We start from the raw sequence: 21,195 nt of genomic DNA, 5'->3' as shown, positions 1-21,195 counted from the left end.
TGTCGAAATACTCCAGTCAGCGCCCACACGAATTACTTGGTTAATTTGTTAAAGAGCGTTTGAGCCGTTGCTCAATCAAGGTGGCGTATTCTACATCGTCTCGCCGCCTTGTCAACCGTTTAATCAAAGAAAGTTCAAACTCGTTTTCTTCAATACTTTCAAACAGTTGCCTTCTTGTTTCAATCCGCTTCAGCGGTGTGTCCCTCGAAGGAGATGCGCATTCTACAGACCCACGAATTTCTGTCAACGGCCATTTTGATAAAACTTCAAAATAACCTGAAATCGATCAAGCCGTGATCAAAACCCGGGCAATTTTCTTCTTTCCTGCCTGAATTACACAGCTATCACCCTCAACAAAGGCACGATCCCCCTCAAATTTCTGACCATCAACAAAAACCGCACCTCTCCCCAAAACGTCACGGGCAGCCGCACCGTTCTTTACCAACCCCGATAGACGCAACACTGAAGCCATCAACATCTCGGACTGACCTTCCAGTGAAACCTCTACATCGGGTACGTTCTCCGGAATATCCCCCAGCGCAACCCGATTACCAGCCGACTTGTGGGCAGTCTGCGCCGCCTCCTCATTATGGAAGCGTGTAATAATCTCTTCTGCTAGCAGCTTTTTATAGTCCTGCGGGTTAGCGCCGCCATCTACAGCTGCTCTGAATTCGTTAACTTCTGCAAGCGGGCGGAAGCTCAAAAGCTCAAAGTAACGCCATAGCAGTTCATCAGGCACGGAAAGCAGCTTGGTGTACATTTCGCCCGGCGAGTCATTAACACCTATATAGTTGCCGAGAGATTTAGACATCTTCTGAACGCCGTCCAAGCCCTCCAAGATCGGCATGGTAAGGACCGCTTGAGGCTTCTGCCCATAATGCTTCTGCAAGATGCGCCCCATCAGAAGATTGAATTTCTGGTCCGTGCCGCCCAACTCAACATCTGCCTCTAAGGCAACCGAGTCGTAACCCTGTATTAAAGGGTAGAGAAATTCATGGATAGCGATGGGCTGTTCGGCGCGGTAGCGCTTGGTGAAATCATCACGCTCCAGCATCCGGGCGACCGTGTACTGCCCCGCAAGACGAATCATATCCGCAGCAGCCAATTTGCTCATCCACTCGGAATTAAAAACCACCCGCGTCTTGTCGCGATCCAGAATCTTGAACACCTGCTCTTTATAGGTAACCGCGTTTTGAGCCACTTGCTCATCGGTTAGCGGTGGGCGCGTTGCACTTTTACCTGAAGGGTCACCAATCTTGCCGGTGAAATCACCGATTAGAAAAATGACTTCATGACCAAGATCCTGAAACTGGCGCAGCTTATTGATGAGGACAGTGTGCCCAAGATGAAGGTCGGGAGCAGTGGGGTCGAAACCCGCTTTAATGCGCAAAGGACGACCTTCCTTTAGCTTCGCAATTAAGTCATCTTCGGGTATTAGCTCGTCTACACCGCGCTTGATAATGGCAAGCGCTTCATCAATAGGTGCCATGAATCATTCATCCCCAATCAGTTTCGCAATTTATCAGTTACAGACCTCTACAAAAGAAATCTGTGAGTTACCCGACGCCCTGCTAAAGTGTGAATGCTCAGTTTTTAAACAATTTCACGCAGTCTGGGCGGGCGCATTATATCAATGACGTCACAATAAATCCGACCGGCAGCGTAACAACCGTAATGATCTGCGCTGTTACACATACTTTTTATACGGTAATCTGTTGGTCTATACTTGAACAATAGCTTTAATTGGGTAGTACAAGCTGCCGGAATACCGATTAAAACGGATGCGACACGTGCTGAATATGTTACCAAAAACCCACATTACCATCGCTGCAGCTGCAACAGTTGTAGTGACTACCGCAATTTTGATGAGCCCCAGCGCAGAAGTTGAGGCCAAGCGAATGTCCTACACGCTGGATCTGGAGCAGGGCCAAGCTTCGGCAATTATCTCGCAAAAGCCACAACAGGAACCTATAAAGGCCCCTGAGCCAGCAGCTGTAGAGCAACACTCAGAAATCACACCGCAGCAGGCTGAGGCGGCTGTTGCACCGGAACCCGAGACTCGTCTAACTTGGCAAGCATTTAAGATTAAGTCAGGTGACACCCTATCCTCACTCTTTAAGAAAGCCGGGTTAAATGATGGCACCATGCTTTCCGTCATTCATGGTGAGGGAGAAGCAGACAAGCTGCAGCGTTTATATGCAGGAGAAACGATTCGCTTCGCTATTGATAGCGAGGGCGAGCTCGCGGCAATTGAGCTCCAGCGTAACTTGCTGGAAACGCTAAAAATTGAGAAACAGGAAAGCTCTTATATCGGTCAGACTGAGCAGCGGGAACCCGAATCCAAGCCAGCATTTGCATCCGGCACCATCGACGGCTCGCTTTACCTCGCAGCACGGGATGCTGGCCTCAATGACCGGCTGACTATGGAGCTTGCAGGCATTTTTGGCTGGGATATCGATTTTGTCTACGATGTTCGCAAAGGCGATCAATTTGAAGTCGTATATGAAGAGCTCTACCTTGACGGAGAGAAGTTCAATACTGGCCGTATTCTGTCGGCACGCTTTGTAAACCGCGGCAAAGAAAACATCGCTGTACTCTACACGGACAGCAATGGCGATAGCGACTATTACACTCCAGATGGAAAAAGTATGCGCAAAGCTTTTTTGCGTACCCCCATCGACGCGCGAATTTCTTCTTCTTTTAATCTCCAGCGCCGCCACCCCGTGCTAGATGTTGTCCGCCCCCATGAAGGAACAGATTATGCTGCGCCGCCGGGCTCTCCTATCAAGGCGGCCGGTAACGGACGGGTGCAGTTTTCTGGCTGGAAGGGTGGCTATGGCCGCACAATTGTTCTAAAACATGGCGATAACATCACCACACTTTACGCACACATGAGCCGGATCGGTAAAGGCATGAAAACCGGCGCACGAGTCAAACAAGGCGACATCATTGGCTACGTTGGCTCATCGGGTATGGTGACGGGGCCGCACCTGCATTACGAATTCCGTGTGAACGGTTCACCTCGCAACTCCCGAACTGTGAAGCTACCAGACGCCCAGCCCATTCCGGCTGCCGAATTGGCAAGATTCAAAGCCCATACGGAACAGCAGGTTGCACAATTTGACGCCTTCAGAAGCAACTATAAGCACCTAGCCTTGGCCTCGGAAGACTAAAACCGAATGGAAACCTGGATCGGGCTCATGTCCGGCACCAGCATGGACGGCATAGACGCTGTGCTGGTGTCTTTTCAGGGCGAAACCCTTTGCACACATGCAACACGATCCTCCCCCTACCCTGAAGATCTACGCCAACGGTTAATACTGGCAAGCCAGAATCAGGCCACGCCAGACGAAGTGGGAGAGCTTGATACGCTGGTCGGGGCGCTTTTTGCAGACGCCGCAGAAGCCCTTATCCGCGAATCCTCCGCAGACAGATCCTCCATTCGAGCTATCGGGAGCCACGGACAAACCCTACGGCATCAACCGTCCGGACCCGCTCGATTCTCTCTTCAAATAGGGAACCCATCTATTATCGCGGAAAAGACCGGCGTTACATCCGTAGGTGACTTTCGCAGCAGAGACATGGCTGCCGGAGGGCAAGGCGCTCCGTTAGTTCCGGCCTTTCATCAGCATTACTTTGGTTCAAAAACCGAGGACAGGTGCATTCTCAATCTCGGAGGCATCGCTAACATTACTTGGATTCCGTCTGATCCCAACAGCTCGGTTACGGGCTTCGACACCGGGCCCGCAAACGCCTTAATGGACGCGTGGTGTCAGGACCAAACCGGCCGCCCTTACGATGAGAATGGCCAATGGGCTCAGGAAGGGATTGTTGATCAGGCACTACTCAGCGACATGCTTTCAGACGCGTATTTTGAGCGCCCGGCCCCCAAGAGCACCGGAAAAGAAAAGTTTAACCTGAGCTGGGTTAAAACCCTTGTACAAAGGCACGAGGAGGTTCGGCCAGAAGACGTTCAGCGAACTCTGCTACAACTCTCTGTGATAACGATTGTAAGGCAAATGCCTCAGTCGCCGGCTATGGTCGTGTATGCTTGCGGGGGCGGCACCCGTAACCAACTGCTCATGAAGGAGCTTGCTCAGGCATTGAGTCCTATACGGATACTCAGTACTGCTAAACTGGGCCTTGATCCTCAGTGGGTAGAGCCCACGGCCTTTGCATGGCTGGCCCGTCAAACCATCTCTGGTCTGCCGGGGAATCTGGCGGAGGTAACCGGAGCAAGAGGCCCACGGATACTTGGGGCGATTTACCCCGCATAAAACGAACAGCCTTTACCAACGGCTTGCACCCTTAAAGAAAAGCTCAACCTCCGTAGTGGCAAGACATCAAATAGTGAACGAACTGCCACAGCCGCAAGTAGCGCTAGCATTGGGGTTTTGCACAACAAACTGGGAGCCTTGCAAGCCCTCTTGATAATCGATGGTAGCACCAACCAGATATTGGTAGCTCATCGGATCAACCAATAGCACGGCCCCGTCCCGCTCTATAACCGTATCTTCTTCATCCTGACTTTCATCAAACGAGAACCCATACTGGAATCCGGAGCACCCCCCGCCGGTAACGAACACACGCAGCCTGAGGTCGGAATTCCCTTCCTCATCAACCAGTTCTCGTACCTTGTTGACTGCACTGTCGCTGAAAAACAGCGGTGCTGCCATTTGTTGCTGGACTACACTCAAGTTTGCCTCCGGATTACCTGATAGAACTACAGGGATTATGGTATTCCTGAGTAAAACAATCAACTATTCAGATTTACCGCTATCTTCTTCAGAAAACTCGTCACCCTCTGTACCCGATCGGTTATCACTCACCTCAGCGTGGGGGGGCTTATCTTGAGACAACAGTCCCGACGGTTCGCGCTGATGAACGAGGTTGCCATTTACTGATGAACCCATGGCCATCTGGATAAGATTGTAATAAACGCTACCGTTTATGGCGGCTTTTTCGGCGAGTTCAAGATGCGCAGACGCATGGACATCGCCATGAACTGTGCCATTAATTATAACGTGCGGGGCATCTATATCACCGGTAATTTCACCGACTTCGGAGACTCGTAAAACCGCATCACTGCCATCTTCAGCCAGCACTTTACCCCTAATGTGGCCGTCGACATGCAAGCCGCCCGAGAAACGCACATCGCCCTCGATAGTGGTGCGCGAGGATATAAGGGTGTCAAAGCTGCCGGTGGGCCGGCGGGGCTTTTGCTTTTTTCTCCCAAGCATGTCTAGTTCTCCGTTAAATCATCCCAGTCGAATGTACGTTCAGCCTGAGAGGATTTGCGCCCCTCGGCCTGAGCAACCACCTGCACCTCCAGTGGCTCGAACCCCTTAGGCAAAGCCAGCTTACCCTCCACATCCTGAAAGTACCGAAAGCGGAATTTGACACCAAGATCTTCTATTTCTTGGGATAGGTCGCGTAGCGCAATAACTTCTTTTTGCGCATCACGCATACCTATTATGTTGACCGCAACCACTCCAGAAATGTAGCTCTTGTTGTTGCCCACCTGAGTCAGCACCAACTTGAAGCTATACACTCCATCCAAACGATCGCTGGCCAGAGAAAAGCGGTCAACCTGCAAGCCTTTGCTGGTCTCCGAAGGGGCCATAATATTTTTATAGAAAGTTAAATCTGACTGCAGTGCGCCAACGCGAGTTTCCAGATCAACGATTATGTTCCGGGCCTGACCCAGAGCTTGCTCGTCAACCAGCTTTCCACGCTCAAGATTAACCAACTGCTGCTGCGTTTCCCGATAATTGCTCTCCAGAGCTGCAATCTCGACTTCTAACTCTGCAATTTTAGACTCTAACTGCTCATTAGAGGTCTCCGCATTAATAGAGCGAGAGCCTCCTTGAACCAAACCGCCATAATAACCGGCTGCGGCAGCGACAACGGTTAAAATAATTAGAATGACCGCCCACCTCAACCGGTCTCCCGGGCGACGGCGGATAACCACATATTCATCTGCCGGTTTCCGTTGTTCGCTCACGGGTGTTCCTTAGGGCAAGAGCGCGGGTGCTTCGAGGCCCAGAGTTTCTTTCATGCCAAACATGATGTTCATGTTCTGAATAGCTTGGCCAGCAGCTCCTTTAACCAGGTTATCAATAACCGAGGAGATGATCACAATGTTACTCTGCTCCTGACGGTGCAAAGCCATGCGGCACAAGTTAGCGCCCCGCACACTGCGTGTCTCGGGATGGCTACCGAACGGCATTACATCAACAAACGGCTCATCGCGATAGCGCTCTTCGAACAGATTTTGCAGGCGGTCGAAATCAACCGGATTTTTCAATTCAGCATAGAGTGTCGCCTCTATGCCACGAATCATCGGAACCAGGTGTGGCACAAAGGTAACGCCGGTTTCCACACCCGCCGCCTTGGACAACCCCTGACGAATTTCCGGCAAATGACGATGGCCTGATGCACCGTAGGCCTTGAAACTCTCGCTTATTTCACCGTGCAACATACCGATCTTGCCCTGCCGGCCACCACCACTGGCTCCGGACTTTGCATCGGCAATCAGGCGCGACGGGTCAACCAGCCCCTGCTCAAGCAGAGGAAGGAAACCAAGTTGGACTGCTGTTGGGTAGCACCCCGGGTTGGCAACCAGCTGCGCTTTGGAAATTTCATCACGCACCGCTTCGGGTAATCCGTAAACGGCTTTCTCTGCCCACTCCGGCGACTCGTGGGGCATGCCGTACCATTGCGACCAAACCGTCAAGTCTTTCAGTCGGAAATCGGCCGATAGGTCGACTACCCGCACACCTGCGGCCATTAACTCGGGGATCATTCGCATGGCAACACCGTGTGGTGTTGCAAAAAACACCAAATCACAGGCTGACAGCACTCCGGAGTCGGGCTCTGAATAAGCCAAGTCAAAATGCCCACGGAGGTTCGGGTACATGTCGGCCACCGGCACTCCGGCCTCCGACCTTGAGGTTATGCAACTAACCGTAACTTCCGGATGGACAGCGAGAATTCTGAGCAGTTCGACGCCGGTATACCCGGTGCCGCCCACAATACCTACTTTAATCAAGTTGCTCTCCAGCGTCGTCGTGTAAAGATTTATGGGTCGTTCTTTGTAGCTTAGCTACTTAGTCTATCATGATAAACCAACGACTTATTGCAGCTTGCAGAGCGACAGTTACAATGATGTCAGAAACCCTCTGGGAAACCATCCCCCTGTACCGGAACTCCGGCACTCATGAATAAATTCTGGCACCAGATTGGTGAGAAATTCATCTCTGCTTTCCCGCGTCGACTATCCGGCGTGGACTCTTTGCCGCAACTGGCTATTCTTGGCCTGCTATCCGGATTGGTAACCGGCGGGGTCATTCTAGTTTTCCGTTTGGCCATTGAATGGCCACTAGAGTACTTCCTGCCAGGTGAAGGCTCCGAGGCCTTCGAGAGCTTAGACATTCTTACTCGCGGACTATTACCACTGGCTGGCGCTCTTGGCCTTGGCCTTCTGCTACACCGGCTAGCCACCCATGACAGAAAGGTCGGCGTTGTTCACGTAATGGAGCGCTTGAATTACCACCAAGGGTACATCACGGCACGCAGCGCAGTTATCCAATTTATTGTTGGTGTTACCACCGTTGTTACCGGGCAATCGGCGGGCCGTGAAGGGCCTGCTGTGCATTTGGGCGCTGCGTTTTCCAGCCTTATGGGGCAGTGGATGCGGCTACCAAACACCAGCATTCGCACGCTGGTTGCCTGTGGCTGTGCAGCGGCCATTTCCGCCTCGTTCAACACGCCCATCTCCGGCGTCATTTTTGCCATGGAAGTGGTGATGATGGAATACACCATTGCCGGTTTCACACCCATCATTCTTGCTGCCGTAAGCGCTGCGATTGTATCGCAGGTTGTGTACGGCACCGAACCCGCATTCAGCGTGCCAGCGCTAACAATGAATTCACTGTTGGAGATACCCTGGATTTTAGTGATTGCCGTTGTTATCGGCGTTGCAGCGGCGCTGTTTATCCAGCTGGTCGATTCCATGGGGCGCTTCAACCATCGCCCTATTTTGCTCCGAGTAATCATTGCTGGTGTATTGATGGCACCGGTCGCTGTTCTTGTGCCCCAAACAATGGGCATCGGCTATGACACGGTGAATGAAACCATTAATGGCGAGCTAGGCTTCTGGCTGCTGCTAAGCGCAGGAGTGGCAAAGTTGTTGATCACGGCCCTGACTGTGGGCTTGGGCATGCCCAGTAGCATTATCGGCCCAACGTTGTTCATGGGCGCAACACTCGGTGGCGCAATGGGACTAGTCGGCGCAGAAATATTGCCTGCTCAATCCTCATCGGTTGGCTTTTACGCCATGCTTGGAATGGGCGCGATGATGGGGGCGGTGCTGCAGGCGCCTTTGGCGGCACTAATGGCTTTAATGGAGCTGACACGTAACCCGCACATTATTCTTCCTGGCATGCTGATTATTACAACGTCTTCCCTTATCACCAGTGAAGCCTTCGGTAAAAAGTCGCTATTCCTAACCGTTCTGAAAAGTCAGGGCCTGAGCTACCAGAGCTCCCCGGTTATTCAGGCCTTGCGCCGGGTCTCTGTGGCCGCGATCATGGACAAAAGTATTCTGCGCATCGAGAGGCACCTGACCCCCGAAGAGGCACGAAAAGCTCTCAAGGCGGAACCGAAATGGCTAGTGGTAGAGGGCAGCACTGGGCCAACAACTCTTTTGCCAGCTGTTGATCTGGCACGGTATCTAGAGGATTCAGAGGAGGGGGCTAGTACCGATGAGACGCCCCCTGTCGAGTCTATTGATCTGATGGACATTCCCGCAAACCGGCGTGATATAGCGCCAGTGCAATATCAAGCCACTCTTGAAGAGGCGATGCATGAGTTTGAGACCACCAGTGCGGAGGCCCTATATGTGCAGCGCCATGTGGCACCAATGATTCAACGGGTTTATGGCGTTGTCCTTAAATCTGATATCGAAAGCTATTATCAATATCGACGGAGTTGACCAATGCTGTGGGTTAAAGCCTTTCACATAATTTCTCTGGTGTGCTGGTTCGCGGGTATTTTTTATCTGCCAAGGCTGTTTGTATACCACGCTGCCTGTGAGGATGGGCCGGGGCGCGAGCGTTTTAAGATTATGGAGCGCAAGCTCTATCGGGGTATCACCACACCCTCGATGATCGCCACCGTCACTTTTGGCGTCTGGCTGCTCAGCTATAACCTATCCGGATACTTCAGCCAAGGCTGGCTACACGTGAAACTGTTACTCGTAGCGGCACTGATTGCCTATCACTTTTATTGCGGGTACCTAGTCAAGGTGTTCCGCGACGATCTCAACACACGTAGCCATGTCTTCTATCGCTGGTTCAATGAGCTGCCGGTGTTCATCTTACTCGCAGTTGTTATTCTCGCTGTCGTTAAACCGTTCTAGGGAGTTTTAGCCATCAAACACTACACTCGCCCTCAGGTACTTGTTCTCTCGGGCCTTGACCCTTCCGGTGGCGCCGGAATTCAGGCTGACATTCAGGCCATCACCTCTCTGGGCTGCCACCCCCTACCGGTACTCACCTGCCTGACCGTTCAGGACACCCGCAATGTGTACGGTGCTGAAGCCATTGACGCGGAACTCATTCGCAAACAACTGCGATGCGTTTCTGAGGATGCCCCCATACATGCGGTGAAAACCGGCGCTATGGGCAACGCTGCAGTGGTCGATGTTTTGGTGGAGTTTCTTGGGCAACACCCCGGCATACCGGTTATAACTGACCCGGTGATCAAAGCAGCAGGAGGGGGCGACTTGGCGGATGACGAGCTGCTCGCCACCATGAAAGAACGACTATTCCCGCTGACTGAGATGATCACGCCGAATGGCATAGAGCTGGCCTTGCTCGGAGAGAGTGACGACCCGACCGAGGCTGCGCGCAAGCTGCTAGCAAGTGGCTGCGCTTCGGTGCTTGCAACCGGAGGGCATGGATTAGGTGTTCGAATCACCAACACTCTTTACAACCACTCGCCTACGCCCATGTCTTGGGAAATTGAGCGTATCGGCGAGGAATATCATGGCACCGGCTGCACACTTGCCGCTGCGATTGCGGCGGGCCGGGCTCTGGGGCTATCGCCGCGCGCGGCCATCTCTCAGGCGCAGAATTATGTGCATCGCGCCATATTGCACGCTCTTGAGGTAGGCCGAGGCCAACCGGTGCCGGACCGAGGTATCCTGTGGGAACGGTGAGTGCACGCATCCCAACCGGACTCTACGCCATCACTGACAGCCAACTTACCCCTCCGGACACATTGATTGCGTCTGTGGAGGCGGCCCTCCGTGGCGGTGCAGTGATGGTACAATATCGCGAGAAATCGTCGCCCATGGCGCAACGTCTGGCCGAAGCGAGAAGTCTGCAATCTCTTTGCGCGACTGCAGGCGCGCCACTGCTCATCAATGATGATGTTGAACTTGCCAAGCGCGTAGGCGCAGCAGGTGTACACCTCGGCCAAACCGACAGCTCTGCTACCGAGGCGCGCCAACAGCTCGGTGATGATGCGATTATCGGCATTACCTGCCATGACGACCTTGCTTTGGCCAAAGCTGCCACGGCAGCAGGTGCGAACTATCTGGCTTTCGGCCGTTTTTTTACCTCATCAACCAAACCGGAAGCTCCAGCGGCTTCGGCCGACATTCTAGCTAAAGCAAAGCGTTTTAATCGGCCGGTTACAGCCATTGGCGGCATCACCACAGACAATGGCGCACTCTTAATTCAAGCAGGTGCGGATCTATTAGCTGTTGTTGGCGGGCTCTTCGGGGGCAGCCCGGAAGCCACGGAACAGAAAGCGAAGACATTCCAAAGGCTGTTCGCCAGCCACCACCCACTTTTTTTAACTCCCAAATAACAGGAGCTGTTACACATGACAAATTCCGAAACTCTGTTCGAGCAGGCGCAAAAGTACATTCCCGGTGGTGTTAACTCCCCCGTGCGTGCGTTTCGAGGCGTGGGCGGCACACCTATCTTTTTTAAGCACGCTGAAGGCGCCTACCTGTACGACGAGGATGGCCAGCGTTACATCGATTACATTGGCTCCTGGGGGCCAATGATTCTTGGTCACTCAGACCAGCGTATCAAAGATGCCCTGCACGCTCAGGTGGATCTTGGCGTTGGTTATGGTGCGCCCACCTCGCTTGAAACTGATATGGCCCGCAAAGTCTGCGAGTTGGTACCTTCCATAGAACTCGTGCGCATGGTGAATTCCGGTACCGAAGCCACCATGAGCGCCATTCGTCTGGCTCGTGGCTACACGGGGCGCGATAAAATCGTAAAGTTTGAGGGCTGCTATCACGGGCACGTGGACTCCCTCCTTGTGAAGGCAGGCTCTGGCGCACTAACCCTCGGTGTACCTAACTCGCCGGGCATTCCCGCCAGCCTAGCGGAGCTAACCCTGACGTTGGACTTCAACGACATAGAGGGCGTAAGGGAAACCTTCAAAGAAATGGGCGATCAAATTGCCGCCATCATTGTGGAGCCGGTTGCAGGCAACATGAACTGCATTCCAGCGGTTCCCGGGTTCTTAGAGGCGCTTCGGGAAGTCTGTGACGAGCATGGCACGGTGCTGATTTTTGATGAGGTTATGTCCGGGTTTAGGGTTGCTCTAGGTGGAGCTCAGGAGTTGTACGGTGTAACCCCGGATTTGACCGCTCTAGGCAAGGTCATCGGCGGCGGGCTGCCTGTTGGCGCCTTTGGCGGGAAGCGGGAGATAATGGAACACATAGCCCCCCTTGGCCCGGTTTATCAGGCTGGCACACTAAGCGGTAACCCTCTGGCCATGAGCGCTGGCCTTGCCACACTCAACGCTATTTCTGAGCCCGGTTTTCACGACCGCCTTACTGAAAAAACTGTCGCACTGCGAGACGGTTTGAAGGCCGCTGCAGACGCCACAGGCATACCGCTGGCCGTCCAGGGTGCAGGCGCGATGTTTGGGTTTTTCTTCACCGAGGAGCCCAGCATTACACGCTTTGACCAAGTAATGGCCTGCGATGTCGAACGCTTCAAAAAGTTCTTCCAAGGAATGCTAAAAGAAGGCGTATACCTTGCTCCGTCAGCGTTTGAAGCAGGATTCACCAGCGCAGCCCTAACGGATGAGGACATCGCCGATACGATTAAAGCGGCGAAAAAAGTCATGGCTACCCTCTGAAGAAGTAGATAAGCAATATTCTGGACAGGCTCCCGGAAGGATTTATCGAATTGATAGACCCTTCCGTGCCTGATTCGAGACGCCCTTCACACTTTAACCACTATTAAATCAACTTAGCCTCTTCTGCCGTTGACTTGCCACGCTCGCTGATCAAATTATAGCCACATCTCACGAGAGATGATCTGCTGGCACAAACTTAACAAATATAATTCCAGTAGCACCGAGCAGAGGCCCATAGTCAAAGCACTAATGCGTTTGGCTTAGGCATGCAGTATCTGTAACAGCTCGTTAGGTTGAGCCGCAGTTTGAATAACAAACATAAACTCAAGCTGTAGGAAGAACAATGAAACTCTGGATCAAAACACTAGCTCTGGTTGTGACCATAGCCTGGTCAGCACCCTCTGCCGCATGGTGGTGGAAAAAGCCTTCCAATTACGCCGATACCCGTTATCCAGTGGTATTAGTTCATGGCATGTTTGGCTTCGATTCTATTATTGGCGTGGACTATTGGTATGGCATCGCAGAGGATCTGCGCAAGAATGGCGCGGATGTTTATACAACCGTGGTTCCAGCTCTTGATAGCACTATTGCCCGTGGCGAGGCCTTGTTACCACAAGTTGAGGCGATTGCCGCTGTTCATGGCAAGGTGAACCTAATTGGCCACAGTCACGGTGGACCAACCGCCCGTTATATTTCCCGGGTACGGCCAGATCTGGTGGCCTCGGTTACATCCGTTGGCTCGCCCCACAAAGGTTCTCCAGTTGCAGATGTCATTGTTGAGTCTCCCGCGAGTAGCCTTGCAAACACTCTGGGGGATGCCCTAGGCGGCCTGATCGATTTAATCTCGGGCGGCGGATACGATCAAAGCATGCAGGCAAGCTTGCAGTCGCTTTCAACCCAAGGCAGCGCAGAGTTCAATAATTTTGCACCCGCAGGCATCCCAACAAGTGCCTGTGGAGAGGGAGCCAGCGCTGCAAACGGGGTGCGCTTTTACTCGTGGGGTGGCACCGGCGTTGTAACAAACCTTCTGGACCCGTCTGACGCATTGCTCACCATCACTAGTGCGGCATTCAACTTCAGCGCCAACGACGGCATGGTAGGGCGTTGCAGCACTCACTTTGGCAAGATTATCCGAGACAATTACTTCATGAACCATCTTGATGAAGTAAATCAGGCACTGGGCCTGCACAGCTTGTTTGAAACGGACCCGAAAGCTGTTTTTAAGCAGCATGTAAACCGGTTGAAAAACGCTGGCCTATAAGCAAAAACAGACCCTGCTTGGAGGTGGCTCCAGCAGGGTCGCTCAACACGTTTACTAGGGAGCCTGTACTTAAAGGGCTGCCGCCCGCTCTTCGGCTTGACTGGCCCCTGCTACGTTACCCCGCGCTCTGCGGATATCCGCCAGCAGTAACCAACCCGCACGTTGCAGCCGGGTATCGCTACCCGCAAGAGACAACCCCTTCAACGTAAATTGCTCTGCAGGCCCCAGCTTATTGCCTGCCACATAGGCTTGCGACAACTTAAAGTAGATTTCCGCCGATCTGGGAGCGATTCTTTGGGCGCGTTCCAAACGTACAATGGCACCCCCGGCATCACCGCTCTTTAGCAGCTTATCGGCTTCACGCACCAAACTAAGAGCTGCTGGTGAAAGTTGTTCGCCGGTGTCTTGATAGCTCGGTTTACTCCTGCGTTCGGGCCGCTGTTCGGATTCCCTGCTGTCAGTTTGTTCGCTTTTGCGCCACACCTGATTCTGTTCTTCATCAGCCGTCTGCGGGGGTTCCGGTGTTCGGGACGAACCACCCGCGGGCACGTATATTGAGCCGCCCGGACCAGAAGCACACCCCGTTAAACTTAAAAGCGCTGCCAACATACCTGCATGTAAAAAGCCTTGCCTACTCATTGGAACAGTCCTTCAAACCAACCTCGAATTTTCCGCTCAAGGGTACCGGAGCAGGACACTCTTTGTGTCGGCTCACTACCCGTTATAAACGGCAGAAGGCGCGCATTATCGCAATACTCATCGGTTAATGCCTGCTTTTCAGGGTTTACCCAGTGATAACTCACGCCATCGGGTACTACCGGTGAAAAGCCGTGCTGCGGCACCTGCGCCATAAATCGTGACCATACTGGCAAAGCTCCGGTAGCACCCGTTAATGCGGTTGGCCCATTATCGTCGCGACCAACCCAGGCAACCGCCAGTAAGTCACCGCTGAACCCGGCAAACCAAGAGTCGCGGCCATCATCGGTTGTTCCGGTTTTACCAGCCAGCGTTAACTCCTTTGGCACGGAATAATAGGCTGAGCGGCCAGTGCCTTCTTGCATGGTTTCCTGCATTGCGTATTGCACCAGATGAACCGCCGCCGGGTCTGCAACTTGATCCACTTCCAGATTATAGCGTGACAGTGCCTCGCCGCCGGGGCCTGTCACTTCTCTTATGGTCCGTAAGGGCGTATTAAACCCGGAGGTCGCCAACCCTTGATAGATTTGAGCAACGGTTACCGGGCTCATGGCAACCGAGCCTAACAACATTGAGGGGTATTCAGAGATGGGCGTGACAACACCAAATGCCCGTAAGGTTTTGCTGACAGCCGGAATGCCAACGTCCAGCCCCACCCGCACTGCTGGCAGGTTATAAGATTTAGAAAGAGCACGATGCAGAGGAACGTCGCCGCGCTCTTCGCCATCGTAATTTTTCGGTTGCCAGCGCCGGCCATCGTCAAATTCAAGAGTGAATGACTTATCCAGTACCGGCGTCATGAGAGTATAGCGATCCGGTTGTTCCAAAGCGGCCAGATAGGTAAAAGGTTTAATCAGTGAACCTATTGGGCGGTTGGCGTCCAAGGCTCGGTTGAATCCTGCGTATTGGGGATCTTTTCCACCAACGAGTGCCAGAACTTCACCGGTATCTTTGGCGGTAACCACAAGAGTCGCCTCCAGAGCTTTAGCGGTCGCGCCTTTTGCCAGCCGGGGCAAGGTATCCGTAACAGCGTACTCAGCGGCGTACTGAATAGCGGGGTTTAGCGTGGTAAAGATGCGCAGACCTTCGCTGCGCAGATCCTGCTCCTTGTAATCCCGTGCCAGATGTCGGCGCACAAGGTCAATATACGCAGGGTATCGGTTTTCCGAGTAGGAAGGCTTGGCGCTCACACCAAGTGACAAGCCGCGCGCCCGTGCGGCCTTTGAAGCATCGATAAGGCCCGCGTCTTCCATCTCGCTGATCACCAAATTACGTCGCTGGGTCGCGCGCTCGGGGTGCCGCCGGGGATTGTAGTAGCTTGGCCCTTTCACCATGCCCACAAGCAGGGCAATCTGGTGCACATCAAGATCTTTTAATGACTCGCCAAAATAGAATTGGCTTGCCAGCCCGAACCCGTTGATGCTGCGTGTCCCAGCCTGCCCTAGATACACTTCGTTTAGGTAGGTTTCCAGTATGTCGTCTTTCTCGTAGTGAAGCTCTAGCAAGATAGACATCAAGGCTTCGTTACCCTTGCGTAACAGCGTTTGATCCCGGGTGAGGAAAAAATTCTTCACCAACTGCTGCGTCAAAGTGCTACCGCCCTGCACGACCCGCCCGGCACGCATGTTGGCCAGCAATGCACGCCCGATAGAAGCCGGTGCGATTCCGAAATGGTCGTAAAACTTACGGTCTTCCACTGTCATCAGCGCCTTGGGCAACAAAGCTGGGACTTCATCGAGCCGAACTAGAATACGATCCTCTTTGTGTGCCGGATATATCCCGCCAATGCGAGCAGGCTCAAGCCTGACTATGGCTGAGCTGTCACCGGAGGACACACGAAAGTCCTGAATTCGGTCACTGTAGATATTCAAGGAAAGCTTTCTTCTGGGTTCTACACCATCAGGGAAGCGAAACCCGCGGGTGCTGATAATAAAGTGGCCACCATTGCGCCGATAACTTCCCGGCTTTGTTCCGTCCCCCTTGCGATACCCCGAAAGCGCCAGTTCCCGTTCCAGCGCCCCAGAGCTCACACCGGCGCCGTCATACAACTCCAGAGGCCGCGCATACACCCGGGAGGGCACTTCGAAGCGCCGCCCCTCAAACCGGGACGTAACCACCGCATCAAGGTAAACCATCCAGCATGCAAGCAGCACAGCGCCAATGGAAAACACTCGTATAAACAGTTTCCATAACCGTGAGCGACGTTCGCTCCGGCCGTTTTTTCTGTGTGGTTTTCTACTAGGCTTTTTTGCAGAGGGGCTGTTTTTTTTCATGGGGGGATTATAACGAAGCCGACACACGATAAGGCAGGCCAACTATGTGTTATTTCTGTAACCTGCCCGTTATGATAGAGCAATAAAAATCAATGAGTTCAGGGAAGCGAGGAGCACACCGTGAGTGAAACATCCCCAGGCAATCTACTACTGGCATTGCAGAATCCAGCGCTATACCACCATCCTGTGGATGGATTTCAAATCATCGAAACTCATATCTCTCAGGTGATTCTGACGGGGCAGTATGCGTATAAGATCAAAAAACCCATGGATTTCGGGTTTCTTGATTTCTCCACACTGGAGCGCCGCAAGCACTTTTGCGAAGAAGAGCTGCGCCTGAACCGTCGTCTGGCGGAGCCGCTTTACCTTGAGGTACTCCCAATTACCGGAACGCCGGAAAAACCGGCCATCGGCGGTGATGGCGAGCCTTTTGAATACATGCTGAAAATGCGCCAGTTCCGCCAGAACCAGTTGTTTGACCAGCAGCAGGAATCCGGTGAGTTAAAACCAGAGCTGCTTTCCAGCCTCGCACAACAAGTAGCCCACTTCCACGACAGCTTAGAGCCGATAGCAAAGGACAAGCCGCTGGGCACACCAGAAGCCGTATTTGCGGCCATGCAGGAAAATTTTGACCAGATTCGGCCGCTGATCGACGACCCTGCCCTGATCAGCCAGCTCGACAACCTCGAGGTCTGGACCCAGACTACTTTCGAACGCCATAGAGATTTAATTGCACAACGCAGAAATGACGGTTTTGTCCGGGAGTGCCATGGCGACCTGCACTTAGCCAACATTACCGTGTATGACGGCAAGGTTACGGTTTTCGACTGCATCGAGTTCAATGAGCCTTTCCGCTGGATTGATGTGATAAACGATCTGGCGTTTTTGCTGATGGATCTGGAATCTCGAGGCGAATCAGCGCTAGCGAACCTCGTTCTGAATACGTATCTGGAATACAGGGACGACTTCAACGCCCTCCCTTTACTGCCTCTATACAAGACATACCGGGCACTTGTGCGGGCAAAGATTGCCTTGTTTACCATGGGCAACCCATCGCTGAATGCGCAGGAAAAAGAAGGCTTGATGCAGCATTACCGTGACTATGCCCAGCTAGCTGAAGACTACAGCAGCATACCCAATCGCTACCTGCTTGCCACCGTTGGCCTCTCGGCCAGCGGGAAAACTTGCGTCAGCGCAGCCATGTCTGCAGAACTGGGTCTTATTCGCCTGAGGTCCGACGTCGAACGCAAGCGGCTGCATGGGCTGGCGCCGTTGGCAAACAGCCGCTCCACCACCGGAGATGGCCTATACTCCGCGGAAGCTAACGAGAAAACCTATTTACGGTTAGCCACCTTGGCCAGTGACCTGCTCGCGGCGGGCTTGCCCGTTATCGTCGATGCCGCATGCCTGAAAGAGAAAGAGCGCGCTCTGTTTGCTGCCGTTGCAGAAAGCCAAGGCGTTCCTTTTGCCTTGATTCATTGCGAGGCACCCGAAGAGCTGCGTAAAGAATGGGTACGCAACCGCAAGGGCGATGCCTCTGAAGCGACAGAAGAACTTCTGGACGCCCAAAAAGGCTGGTTTGAACCTCTAACGGTCGAAGAAAAAACCCACACAGTTCATCTGCGTAGCGATCAGGAGCACGTAGCTGAAGCAGTGGCAGATCGCATAAGACAGCACTTTGGCTTAGCCTCGAAGTAGCCGTTGCAAACGGGTTTAGCAGGCTATACTTGCTCAAGAACCGGTTACAATTGCCATAAGGAAGAATCATGGAAACCGACGCCGTACGCCATATTAAAGACCCGCTCTACGAAACGCTTCGCAAGGAAGATGTAGCAGCGTTCAATAAGGAAAAGCTTGCACGCACCGACTTGCCGAGCTTTGCCCATGGGGACTTCCGAGGGCTGGATTTGCGAGGGCTAGACGCCAAAGGACTAGACCTCCGCCATGCTTACTTCCGGGGAGCGGACCTTCGGGGAATAGATTTCAGCCATACCCACATGGAAGGCGCCAGCATTGCCGGCGCCAAAATCTCAGGATGTTTTTTCCCCCACAGGCTGGAAGCGGACGAAATTGTAATGTCTTTGAACCACGGTACGCGGATGCGTTATAGCGCCGGTAAATGACAAGCAAGCAAATAAACCCGTGGCAGTCAGTATGCGATAAAGCGGAGTTACAACCGGGCCAGTTTGTGGAGTTCGCACTGGCCCATGCCGAAACCGGCACCGCAAAGAGCACTGACACATTGCCACTCACCGGCTTCGTATTTCTCGACGGCGCCACCCCCAGAGCTTACTTGAACCAGTGCCCCCATATGGGGGTTGAACTGAACTGGAAGCCCGGCTGCTTTATGGATGTCGACAACCTGTTTCTGCAGTGCTCCACCCACGGCGCTTTATTCAAACCTCGAGACGGAGAGTGCATTGCCGGGCCTTGTCAGGGGGACGCTCTCACGGAGCTGGACCTGAGGGAGACTGAAGGGGTTCTGGAAATTAGACTTCCAGAATAACCGGCACGGCCTCAGTCAGAGTTAAGTTGCCGGATGGATTGCCGTCTTCGTTAACCAAAGACGCGCGATAGGCAATCACCTCCACACCGGCATCACACGCCTGACGTAACAGCTGGCCGTAATGATGATCGATATGATCGGCAGGCCGCACCGTTTCAATACCGGTATGATTCACCACAAAGAACAGCACAGCCCTCTCCCCCAGAGCTACCTGAGCCATGAGTTCACGCAGGTGTTTTTGCCCGCGGGTCGTTACCGCGTCGGGAAAAAAGCCCTGCCCGTTTTCCTCAAGGGTTACGTTTTTCACCTCTACCCATGCGTCTGGCTCCGACTCATGGCCCGACAGCAGCAAATCAATCCGGCTTTTTTCCTCGCCGTACCTAACTTCTGACCGGCAATGGCTATAACCACTGAGCTCGCTAATGCGGCCCGCTTCAATGGCTTCCCGCGCTTGCGCATTTGGCCTTGCGGTATTTACACACGCCAACACCGCCGGTGCCGTTTCAACAAGCTCCCAGGTATACGCCAATTTTCGTGCGGGGTTATCACTGCGGCTTAACCACACACGGGCATCCGGTGGCTGGCAACCCAGCATGGAGCCGGTATTCGGGCAATGGGCCGTTACCTCCGTGCCGTCTGGCAAGCGCACGTCGGCCAAGAAGCGTTTATAACGACGAATTAAGCGCCCTTTAATCAAGGGCTCGGGGAATTTCATAAGCTCTCCAAGTGAGAAGTAGGCTTCACAGGGCTGGCACCTCTGTGACTAATCTGCTATTTTCCGCAAAATCCCGTTTTAGGACGACTGCTTCATCCAAGTGATAACCGCGCCGCGGCGGGGGCTGGCGCGCAGGGAAGCACTGCGTTCTTGTGAGGTATATAAAAAGAGGCCGGGTCATATGGCAACCACAGCAGACCAATCACGCGAGCGTTTCACCAACTTCACCCCTTACGAAATGAAGAAGGGTGAAGAGTACATGAGTGCCGACATGGGAGAGCACTTCAAGAAGCTCCTGCTCCAATGGAAGCAAGAGCTCATGGAAGAAGTGGATCGCACCATGCACCACATGCAGGAAGATGCAGCAAATTACGCGGATCCCAGCGACCGCGCAACTCAGGAAGAAGAGTTCAGTCTGGAACTGCGTACCCGCGATCGCGAGCGCAAGCTGATCAAGAAAATTGATCAGACCATTGATCGCATCGACAAAGACGACTACGGTTTTTGCGACCAATGCGGTGTAGAAATCGGGATTCGTCGCCTTGAGGCACGCCCGACAGCAACACTATGCATTGACTGCAAAACTCTTGCCGAAATCCGTGAGCGCCAAACTGGCATTTAAAACGGCATCCCCGAACTGGCCGGCGCAGTCTACTATGGCACTGCTGGCCAGTCTGTTTTCCCGATGACCAAGCTGCATCAATACCGGGGTCGATTTGCGCCCTCACCCACAGGCCCTCTGCATTTCGGGTCGCTGGTGACAGCTCTGGCAAGTTATTTGGAAGCCAAGTCCGTTAATGGGCAATGGTTAGTTCGAATCGAGGATCTTGATCCACTTCGAGAACCTCCCGAAGCAACCGGGGAAATCCTGAGCAGCCTTGATGCTCACGGCCTGATTCCGGACGAACCTGTACGCTTTCAATCCCGCCGCCACACCGCCTACCAAGCAGCAATTGAGCAATTGCTTAAAACGGGCATAGCCTATCCTTGCAGCTGCTCACGCAAGCAACTTCAGGCCCACCAAGGCAGGCATCCGCAACACTGCAGAGACGGCGGTCGTGCAACCAAAAACCAACCGTTCGCCGTACGCTTTGCACTGAGTGACGAACTCTGCCAATGGCAGGATCTGTTACTTGGGCGACAGCAGCAGCTGGTACAAGCCGAAATAGACGATCCTGTGATTTTGCGCAAAGAGGGCTTCTTTGCCTATCAACTTGCAGTGGTGGTGGACGACATTGATCAGGGCATTACCGATGTGGTGAGGGGTTCAGACTTGCTGGATATGACGGCACAACAACTACAGATTTACCGCGCTCTGAGCGCACCTCCACCGCGTTGGCTTCATATTCCCGTGATTGTGAATAAACAAGGGCAAAAGCTATCTAAGCAAAACCATGCCCCGGCTCTGGACAACCGCAGCCCGGTGGAAAACCTGTTTGCCGCCTTGAGCGCTCTCAACCAGCAGCCACCGCAATCATTGCTTCGCAAATCTGTAGACAACCTCTTAGATTGGGGCTGCACTCATTGGAACCGCCGGGCCGTTCACCTGACATCCCAATGACTGTCGTGG

General features: G+C 53.3%; 21 protein-coding genes. 13 read left to right on the top strand and 8 right to left on the bottom strand.

Annotated elements, in window-relative coordinates; all coding sequences use genetic code 11:
* Positions 1-286: 286 nt before the first annotated feature.
* Entirely contained in the window at positions 287-1,489 is a 1,203-nt protein-coding gene (tyrS, locus tag FE845_RS16555) for a tyrosine--tRNA ligase (RefSeq protein WP_200367120.1), read from the bottom strand.
* 292 nt (positions 1,490-1,781) lie between these two features.
* Here tyrS and FE845_RS16550 point away from each other — a divergent pair, with 292 nt between their 5' ends.
* A complete protein-coding gene (locus FE845_RS16550) occupies positions 1,782-3,173 on the top strand; it encodes an OapA family protein (RefSeq protein ID WP_200367119.1) in 1,392 nt (463 codons plus the stop codon).
* Between the two features lie 6 nt (positions 3,174-3,179).
* A complete protein-coding gene (locus FE845_RS16545) occupies positions 3,180-4,277 on the top strand; it encodes an anhydro-N-acetylmuramic acid kinase (protein WP_200367118.1) in 1,098 nt (365 codons plus the stop codon).
* A gap of 66 nt (positions 4,278-4,343) precedes the next feature.
* On the opposite strand, the gene erpA is transcribed toward FE845_RS16545, so the two are convergent.
* The 4 genes from erpA to argC all read right to left on the bottom strand — a co-directional run bounded on the left by erpA (position 4,344) and on the right by argC (position 7,051).
* The gene (gene erpA / locus FE845_RS16540; protein ID WP_200367143.1) at positions 4,344-4,676 is read right to left on the bottom strand and encodes an iron-sulfur cluster insertion protein ErpA; all 333 of its coding nucleotides are present in this window, start codon (positions 4,674-4,676) and stop codon (positions 4,344-4,346) included.
* A gap of 84 nt (positions 4,677-4,760) precedes the next feature.
* Positions 4,761-5,240, bottom strand: coding sequence for a bactofilin family protein (locus FE845_RS16535; protein ID WP_200367116.1), 480 nt, complete (start codon positions 5,238-5,240; stop codon positions 4,761-4,763).
* 2 nt (positions 5,241-5,242) lie between these two features.
* The gene (locus tag FE845_RS16530; RefSeq protein WP_200367114.1) at positions 5,243-6,004 is read right to left on the bottom strand and encodes a DUF6776 family protein; all 762 of its coding nucleotides are present in this window, start codon (positions 6,002-6,004) and stop codon (positions 5,243-5,245) included.
* A 9-nt stretch (positions 6,005-6,013) separates the two neighbouring features.
* On the bottom strand, positions 6,014-7,051 hold the full coding sequence (gene argC, locus FE845_RS16525; RefSeq protein ID WP_200367112.1) for an N-acetyl-gamma-glutamyl-phosphate reductase: 1,038 nt from the start codon (positions 7,049-7,051) through the stop codon (positions 6,014-6,016).
* A 168-nt stretch (positions 7,052-7,219) separates the two neighbouring features.
* Here argC and FE845_RS16520 point away from each other — a divergent pair, with 168 nt between their 5' ends.
* The 6 genes from FE845_RS16520 to FE845_RS16495 all read left to right on the top strand — a co-directional run bounded on the left by FE845_RS16520 (position 7,220) and on the right by FE845_RS16495 (position 13,435).
* Complete coding sequence (locus FE845_RS16520; RefSeq protein WP_200367109.1) at positions 7,220-8,995, top strand: chloride channel protein; 1,776 nt, start codon at positions 7,220-7,222, stop codon at positions 8,993-8,995.
* 3 nt (positions 8,996-8,998) lie between these two features.
* Positions 8,999-9,421 carry a protoporphyrinogen oxidase HemJ gene (gene hemJ / locus FE845_RS16515; RefSeq protein WP_200367107.1) on the top strand — a complete coding sequence of 141 codons (423 nt, stop codon included), beginning with the start codon at positions 8,999-9,001 and terminating at the stop codon, positions 9,419-9,421.
* A 12-nt stretch (positions 9,422-9,433) separates the two neighbouring features.
* Positions 9,434-10,222, top strand: a complete 789-nt coding sequence (gene thiD / locus FE845_RS16510; RefSeq protein ID WP_200367141.1) for a bifunctional hydroxymethylpyrimidine kinase/phosphomethylpyrimidine kinase — start codon at positions 9,434-9,436, stop codon at positions 10,220-10,222.
* On the top strand, positions 10,210-10,878 hold the full coding sequence (thiE, locus tag FE845_RS16505) for a thiamine phosphate synthase (RefSeq protein WP_200367105.1): 669 nt from the start codon (positions 10,210-10,212) through the stop codon (positions 10,876-10,878). Before thiD ends, thiE begins: the two co-directional genes overlap by 13 nt.
* A 15-nt stretch (positions 10,879-10,893) precedes the next feature.
* Complete coding sequence (gene hemL, locus FE845_RS16500; RefSeq protein ID WP_200367103.1) at positions 10,894-12,174, top strand: glutamate-1-semialdehyde 2,1-aminomutase; 1,281 nt, start codon at positions 10,894-10,896, stop codon at positions 12,172-12,174.
* 343 nt (positions 12,175-12,517) lie between these two features.
* A complete protein-coding gene (locus FE845_RS16495) occupies positions 12,518-13,435 on the top strand; it encodes an esterase/lipase family protein (protein ID WP_200367100.1) in 918 nt (305 codons plus the stop codon).
* A gap of 69 nt (positions 13,436-13,504) precedes the next feature.
* On the opposite strand, the gene FE845_RS16490 is transcribed toward FE845_RS16495, so the two are convergent.
* Complete coding sequence (locus FE845_RS16490) at positions 13,505-14,074, bottom strand: tetratricopeptide repeat protein (RefSeq protein ID WP_200367098.1); 570 nt, start codon at positions 14,072-14,074, stop codon at positions 13,505-13,507.
* Positions 14,071-16,404: a penicillin-binding protein 1B gene (gene mrcB, locus FE845_RS16485; protein ID WP_200367096.1), complete on the bottom strand. Its 2,334-nt coding sequence runs from the start codon at positions 16,402-16,404 to the stop codon at positions 14,071-14,073. The genes FE845_RS16490 and mrcB overlap by 4 nt, the downstream gene beginning before the upstream one ends.
* 120 nt (positions 16,405-16,524) lie before the next feature.
* Between mrcB and FE845_RS16480 the strand changes: the two genes are divergently transcribed.
* The 3 genes from FE845_RS16480 (at position 16,525) to FE845_RS16470 (ending at position 18,910) form a co-directional block, all read left to right on the top strand.
* A complete protein-coding gene (locus FE845_RS16480; RefSeq protein WP_200367094.1) occupies positions 16,525-18,102 on the top strand; it encodes an AAA family ATPase in 1,578 nt (525 codons plus the stop codon).
* 68 nt (positions 18,103-18,170) lie between these two features.
* A complete protein-coding gene (locus FE845_RS16475; RefSeq protein ID WP_200367091.1) occupies positions 18,171-18,527 on the top strand; it encodes a pentapeptide repeat-containing protein in 357 nt (118 codons plus the stop codon).
* The gene (locus FE845_RS16470) at positions 18,524-18,910 is read left to right on the top strand and encodes a Rieske (2Fe-2S) protein (protein ID WP_200367088.1); all 387 of its coding nucleotides are present in this window, start codon (positions 18,524-18,526) and stop codon (positions 18,908-18,910) included. Before FE845_RS16475 ends, FE845_RS16470 begins: the two co-directional genes overlap by 4 nt.
* Here FE845_RS16470 and sfsA read toward each other — a convergent pair.
* Positions 18,894-19,625 (bottom strand): DNA/RNA nuclease SfsA, encoded by a 732-nt coding sequence (gene sfsA / locus FE845_RS16465; RefSeq protein WP_200367079.1) that lies wholly within the window; start codon positions 19,623-19,625, stop codon positions 18,894-18,896. The genes FE845_RS16470 and sfsA overlap by 17 nt on opposite strands.
* Before the next feature lie 181 nt (positions 19,626-19,806).
* Here sfsA and dksA point away from each other — a divergent pair, with 181 nt between their 5' ends.
* Positions 19,807-20,247 carry an RNA polymerase-binding protein DksA gene (gene dksA / locus FE845_RS16460; protein WP_200367077.1) on the top strand — a complete coding sequence of 147 codons (441 nt, stop codon included), beginning with the start codon at positions 19,807-19,809 and terminating at the stop codon, positions 20,245-20,247.
* 63 nt (positions 20,248-20,310) lie between these two features.
* Positions 20,311-21,186: a tRNA glutamyl-Q(34) synthetase GluQRS gene (gene gluQRS, locus FE845_RS16455; RefSeq protein ID WP_200367067.1), complete on the top strand. Its 876-nt coding sequence runs from the start codon at positions 20,311-20,313 to the stop codon at positions 21,184-21,186.
* The last annotated feature ends 9 nt before the right edge of the window (positions 21,187-21,195 follow it).

It is taken from the genome of Marinobacter sp. 1-4A, from assembly GCF_016597725.1.
Lineage (GTDB): Bacteria > Pseudomonadota > Gammaproteobacteria > Pseudomonadales > Oleiphilaceae > Marinobacter.
Note: the sequence above shows the minus strand (reverse complement) of the source record. Positions and strands in the feature narration are given on the sequence as shown.

Bases quoted from the DNA above. Each gene is read 5' to 3' on its own strand.
- tyrS (WP_200367120.1), bottom strand. From the start codon at position 1,489: ATGGCACCTATTGATGAAGCGCTTGCCATTATCAAGCGCGGTGTAGAC.
- FE845_RS16550 (WP_200367119.1), top strand. From the start codon at position 1,782: ATGCGACACGTGCTGAATATGTTACCAAAAACCCACATTACCATCGCT.
- FE845_RS16545 (WP_200367118.1), top strand. From the start codon at position 3,180: ATGGAAACCTGGATCGGGCTCATGTCCGGCACCAGCATGGACGGCATA.
- erpA (WP_200367143.1), bottom strand. From the start codon at position 4,676: ATGGCAGCACCGCTGTTTTTCAGCGACAGTGCAGTCAACAAGGTACGA.
- FE845_RS16535 (WP_200367116.1), bottom strand. From the start codon at position 5,240: ATGCTTGGGAGAAAAAAGCAAAAGCCCCGCCGGCCCACCGGCAGCTTT.
- FE845_RS16520 (WP_200367109.1), top strand. From the start codon at position 7,220: ATGAATAAATTCTGGCACCAGATTGGTGAGAAATTCATCTCTGCTTTC.
- hemJ (WP_200367107.1), top strand. From the start codon at position 8,999: ATGCTGTGGGTTAAAGCCTTTCACATAATTTCTCTGGTGTGCTGGTTC.
- hemL (WP_200367103.1), top strand. From the start codon at position 10,894: ATGACAAATTCCGAAACTCTGTTCGAGCAGGCGCAAAAGTACATTCCC.
- FE845_RS16495 (WP_200367100.1), top strand. From the start codon at position 12,518: ATGAAACTCTGGATCAAAACACTAGCTCTGGTTGTGACCATAGCCTGG.
- FE845_RS16490 (WP_200367098.1), bottom strand. From the start codon at position 14,074: ATGAGTAGGCAAGGCTTTTTACATGCAGGTATGTTGGCAGCGCTTTTA.
- mrcB (WP_200367096.1), bottom strand. From the start codon at position 16,404: ATGAAAAAAAACAGCCCCTCTGCAAAAAAGCCTAGTAGAAAACCACAC.
- FE845_RS16475 (WP_200367091.1), top strand. From the start codon at position 18,171: ATGGAAACCGACGCCGTACGCCATATTAAAGACCCGCTCTACGAAACG.
- FE845_RS16470 (WP_200367088.1), top strand. From the start codon at position 18,524: ATGACAAGCAAGCAAATAAACCCGTGGCAGTCAGTATGCGATAAAGCG.
- sfsA (WP_200367079.1), bottom strand. From the start codon at position 19,625: ATGAAATTCCCCGAGCCCTTGATTAAAGGGCGCTTAATTCGTCGTTAT.
- dksA (WP_200367077.1), top strand. From the start codon at position 19,807: ATGGCAACCACAGCAGACCAATCACGCGAGCGTTTCACCAACTTCACC.
- gluQRS (WP_200367067.1), top strand. From the start codon at position 20,311: ATGACCAAGCTGCATCAATACCGGGGTCGATTTGCGCCCTCACCCACA.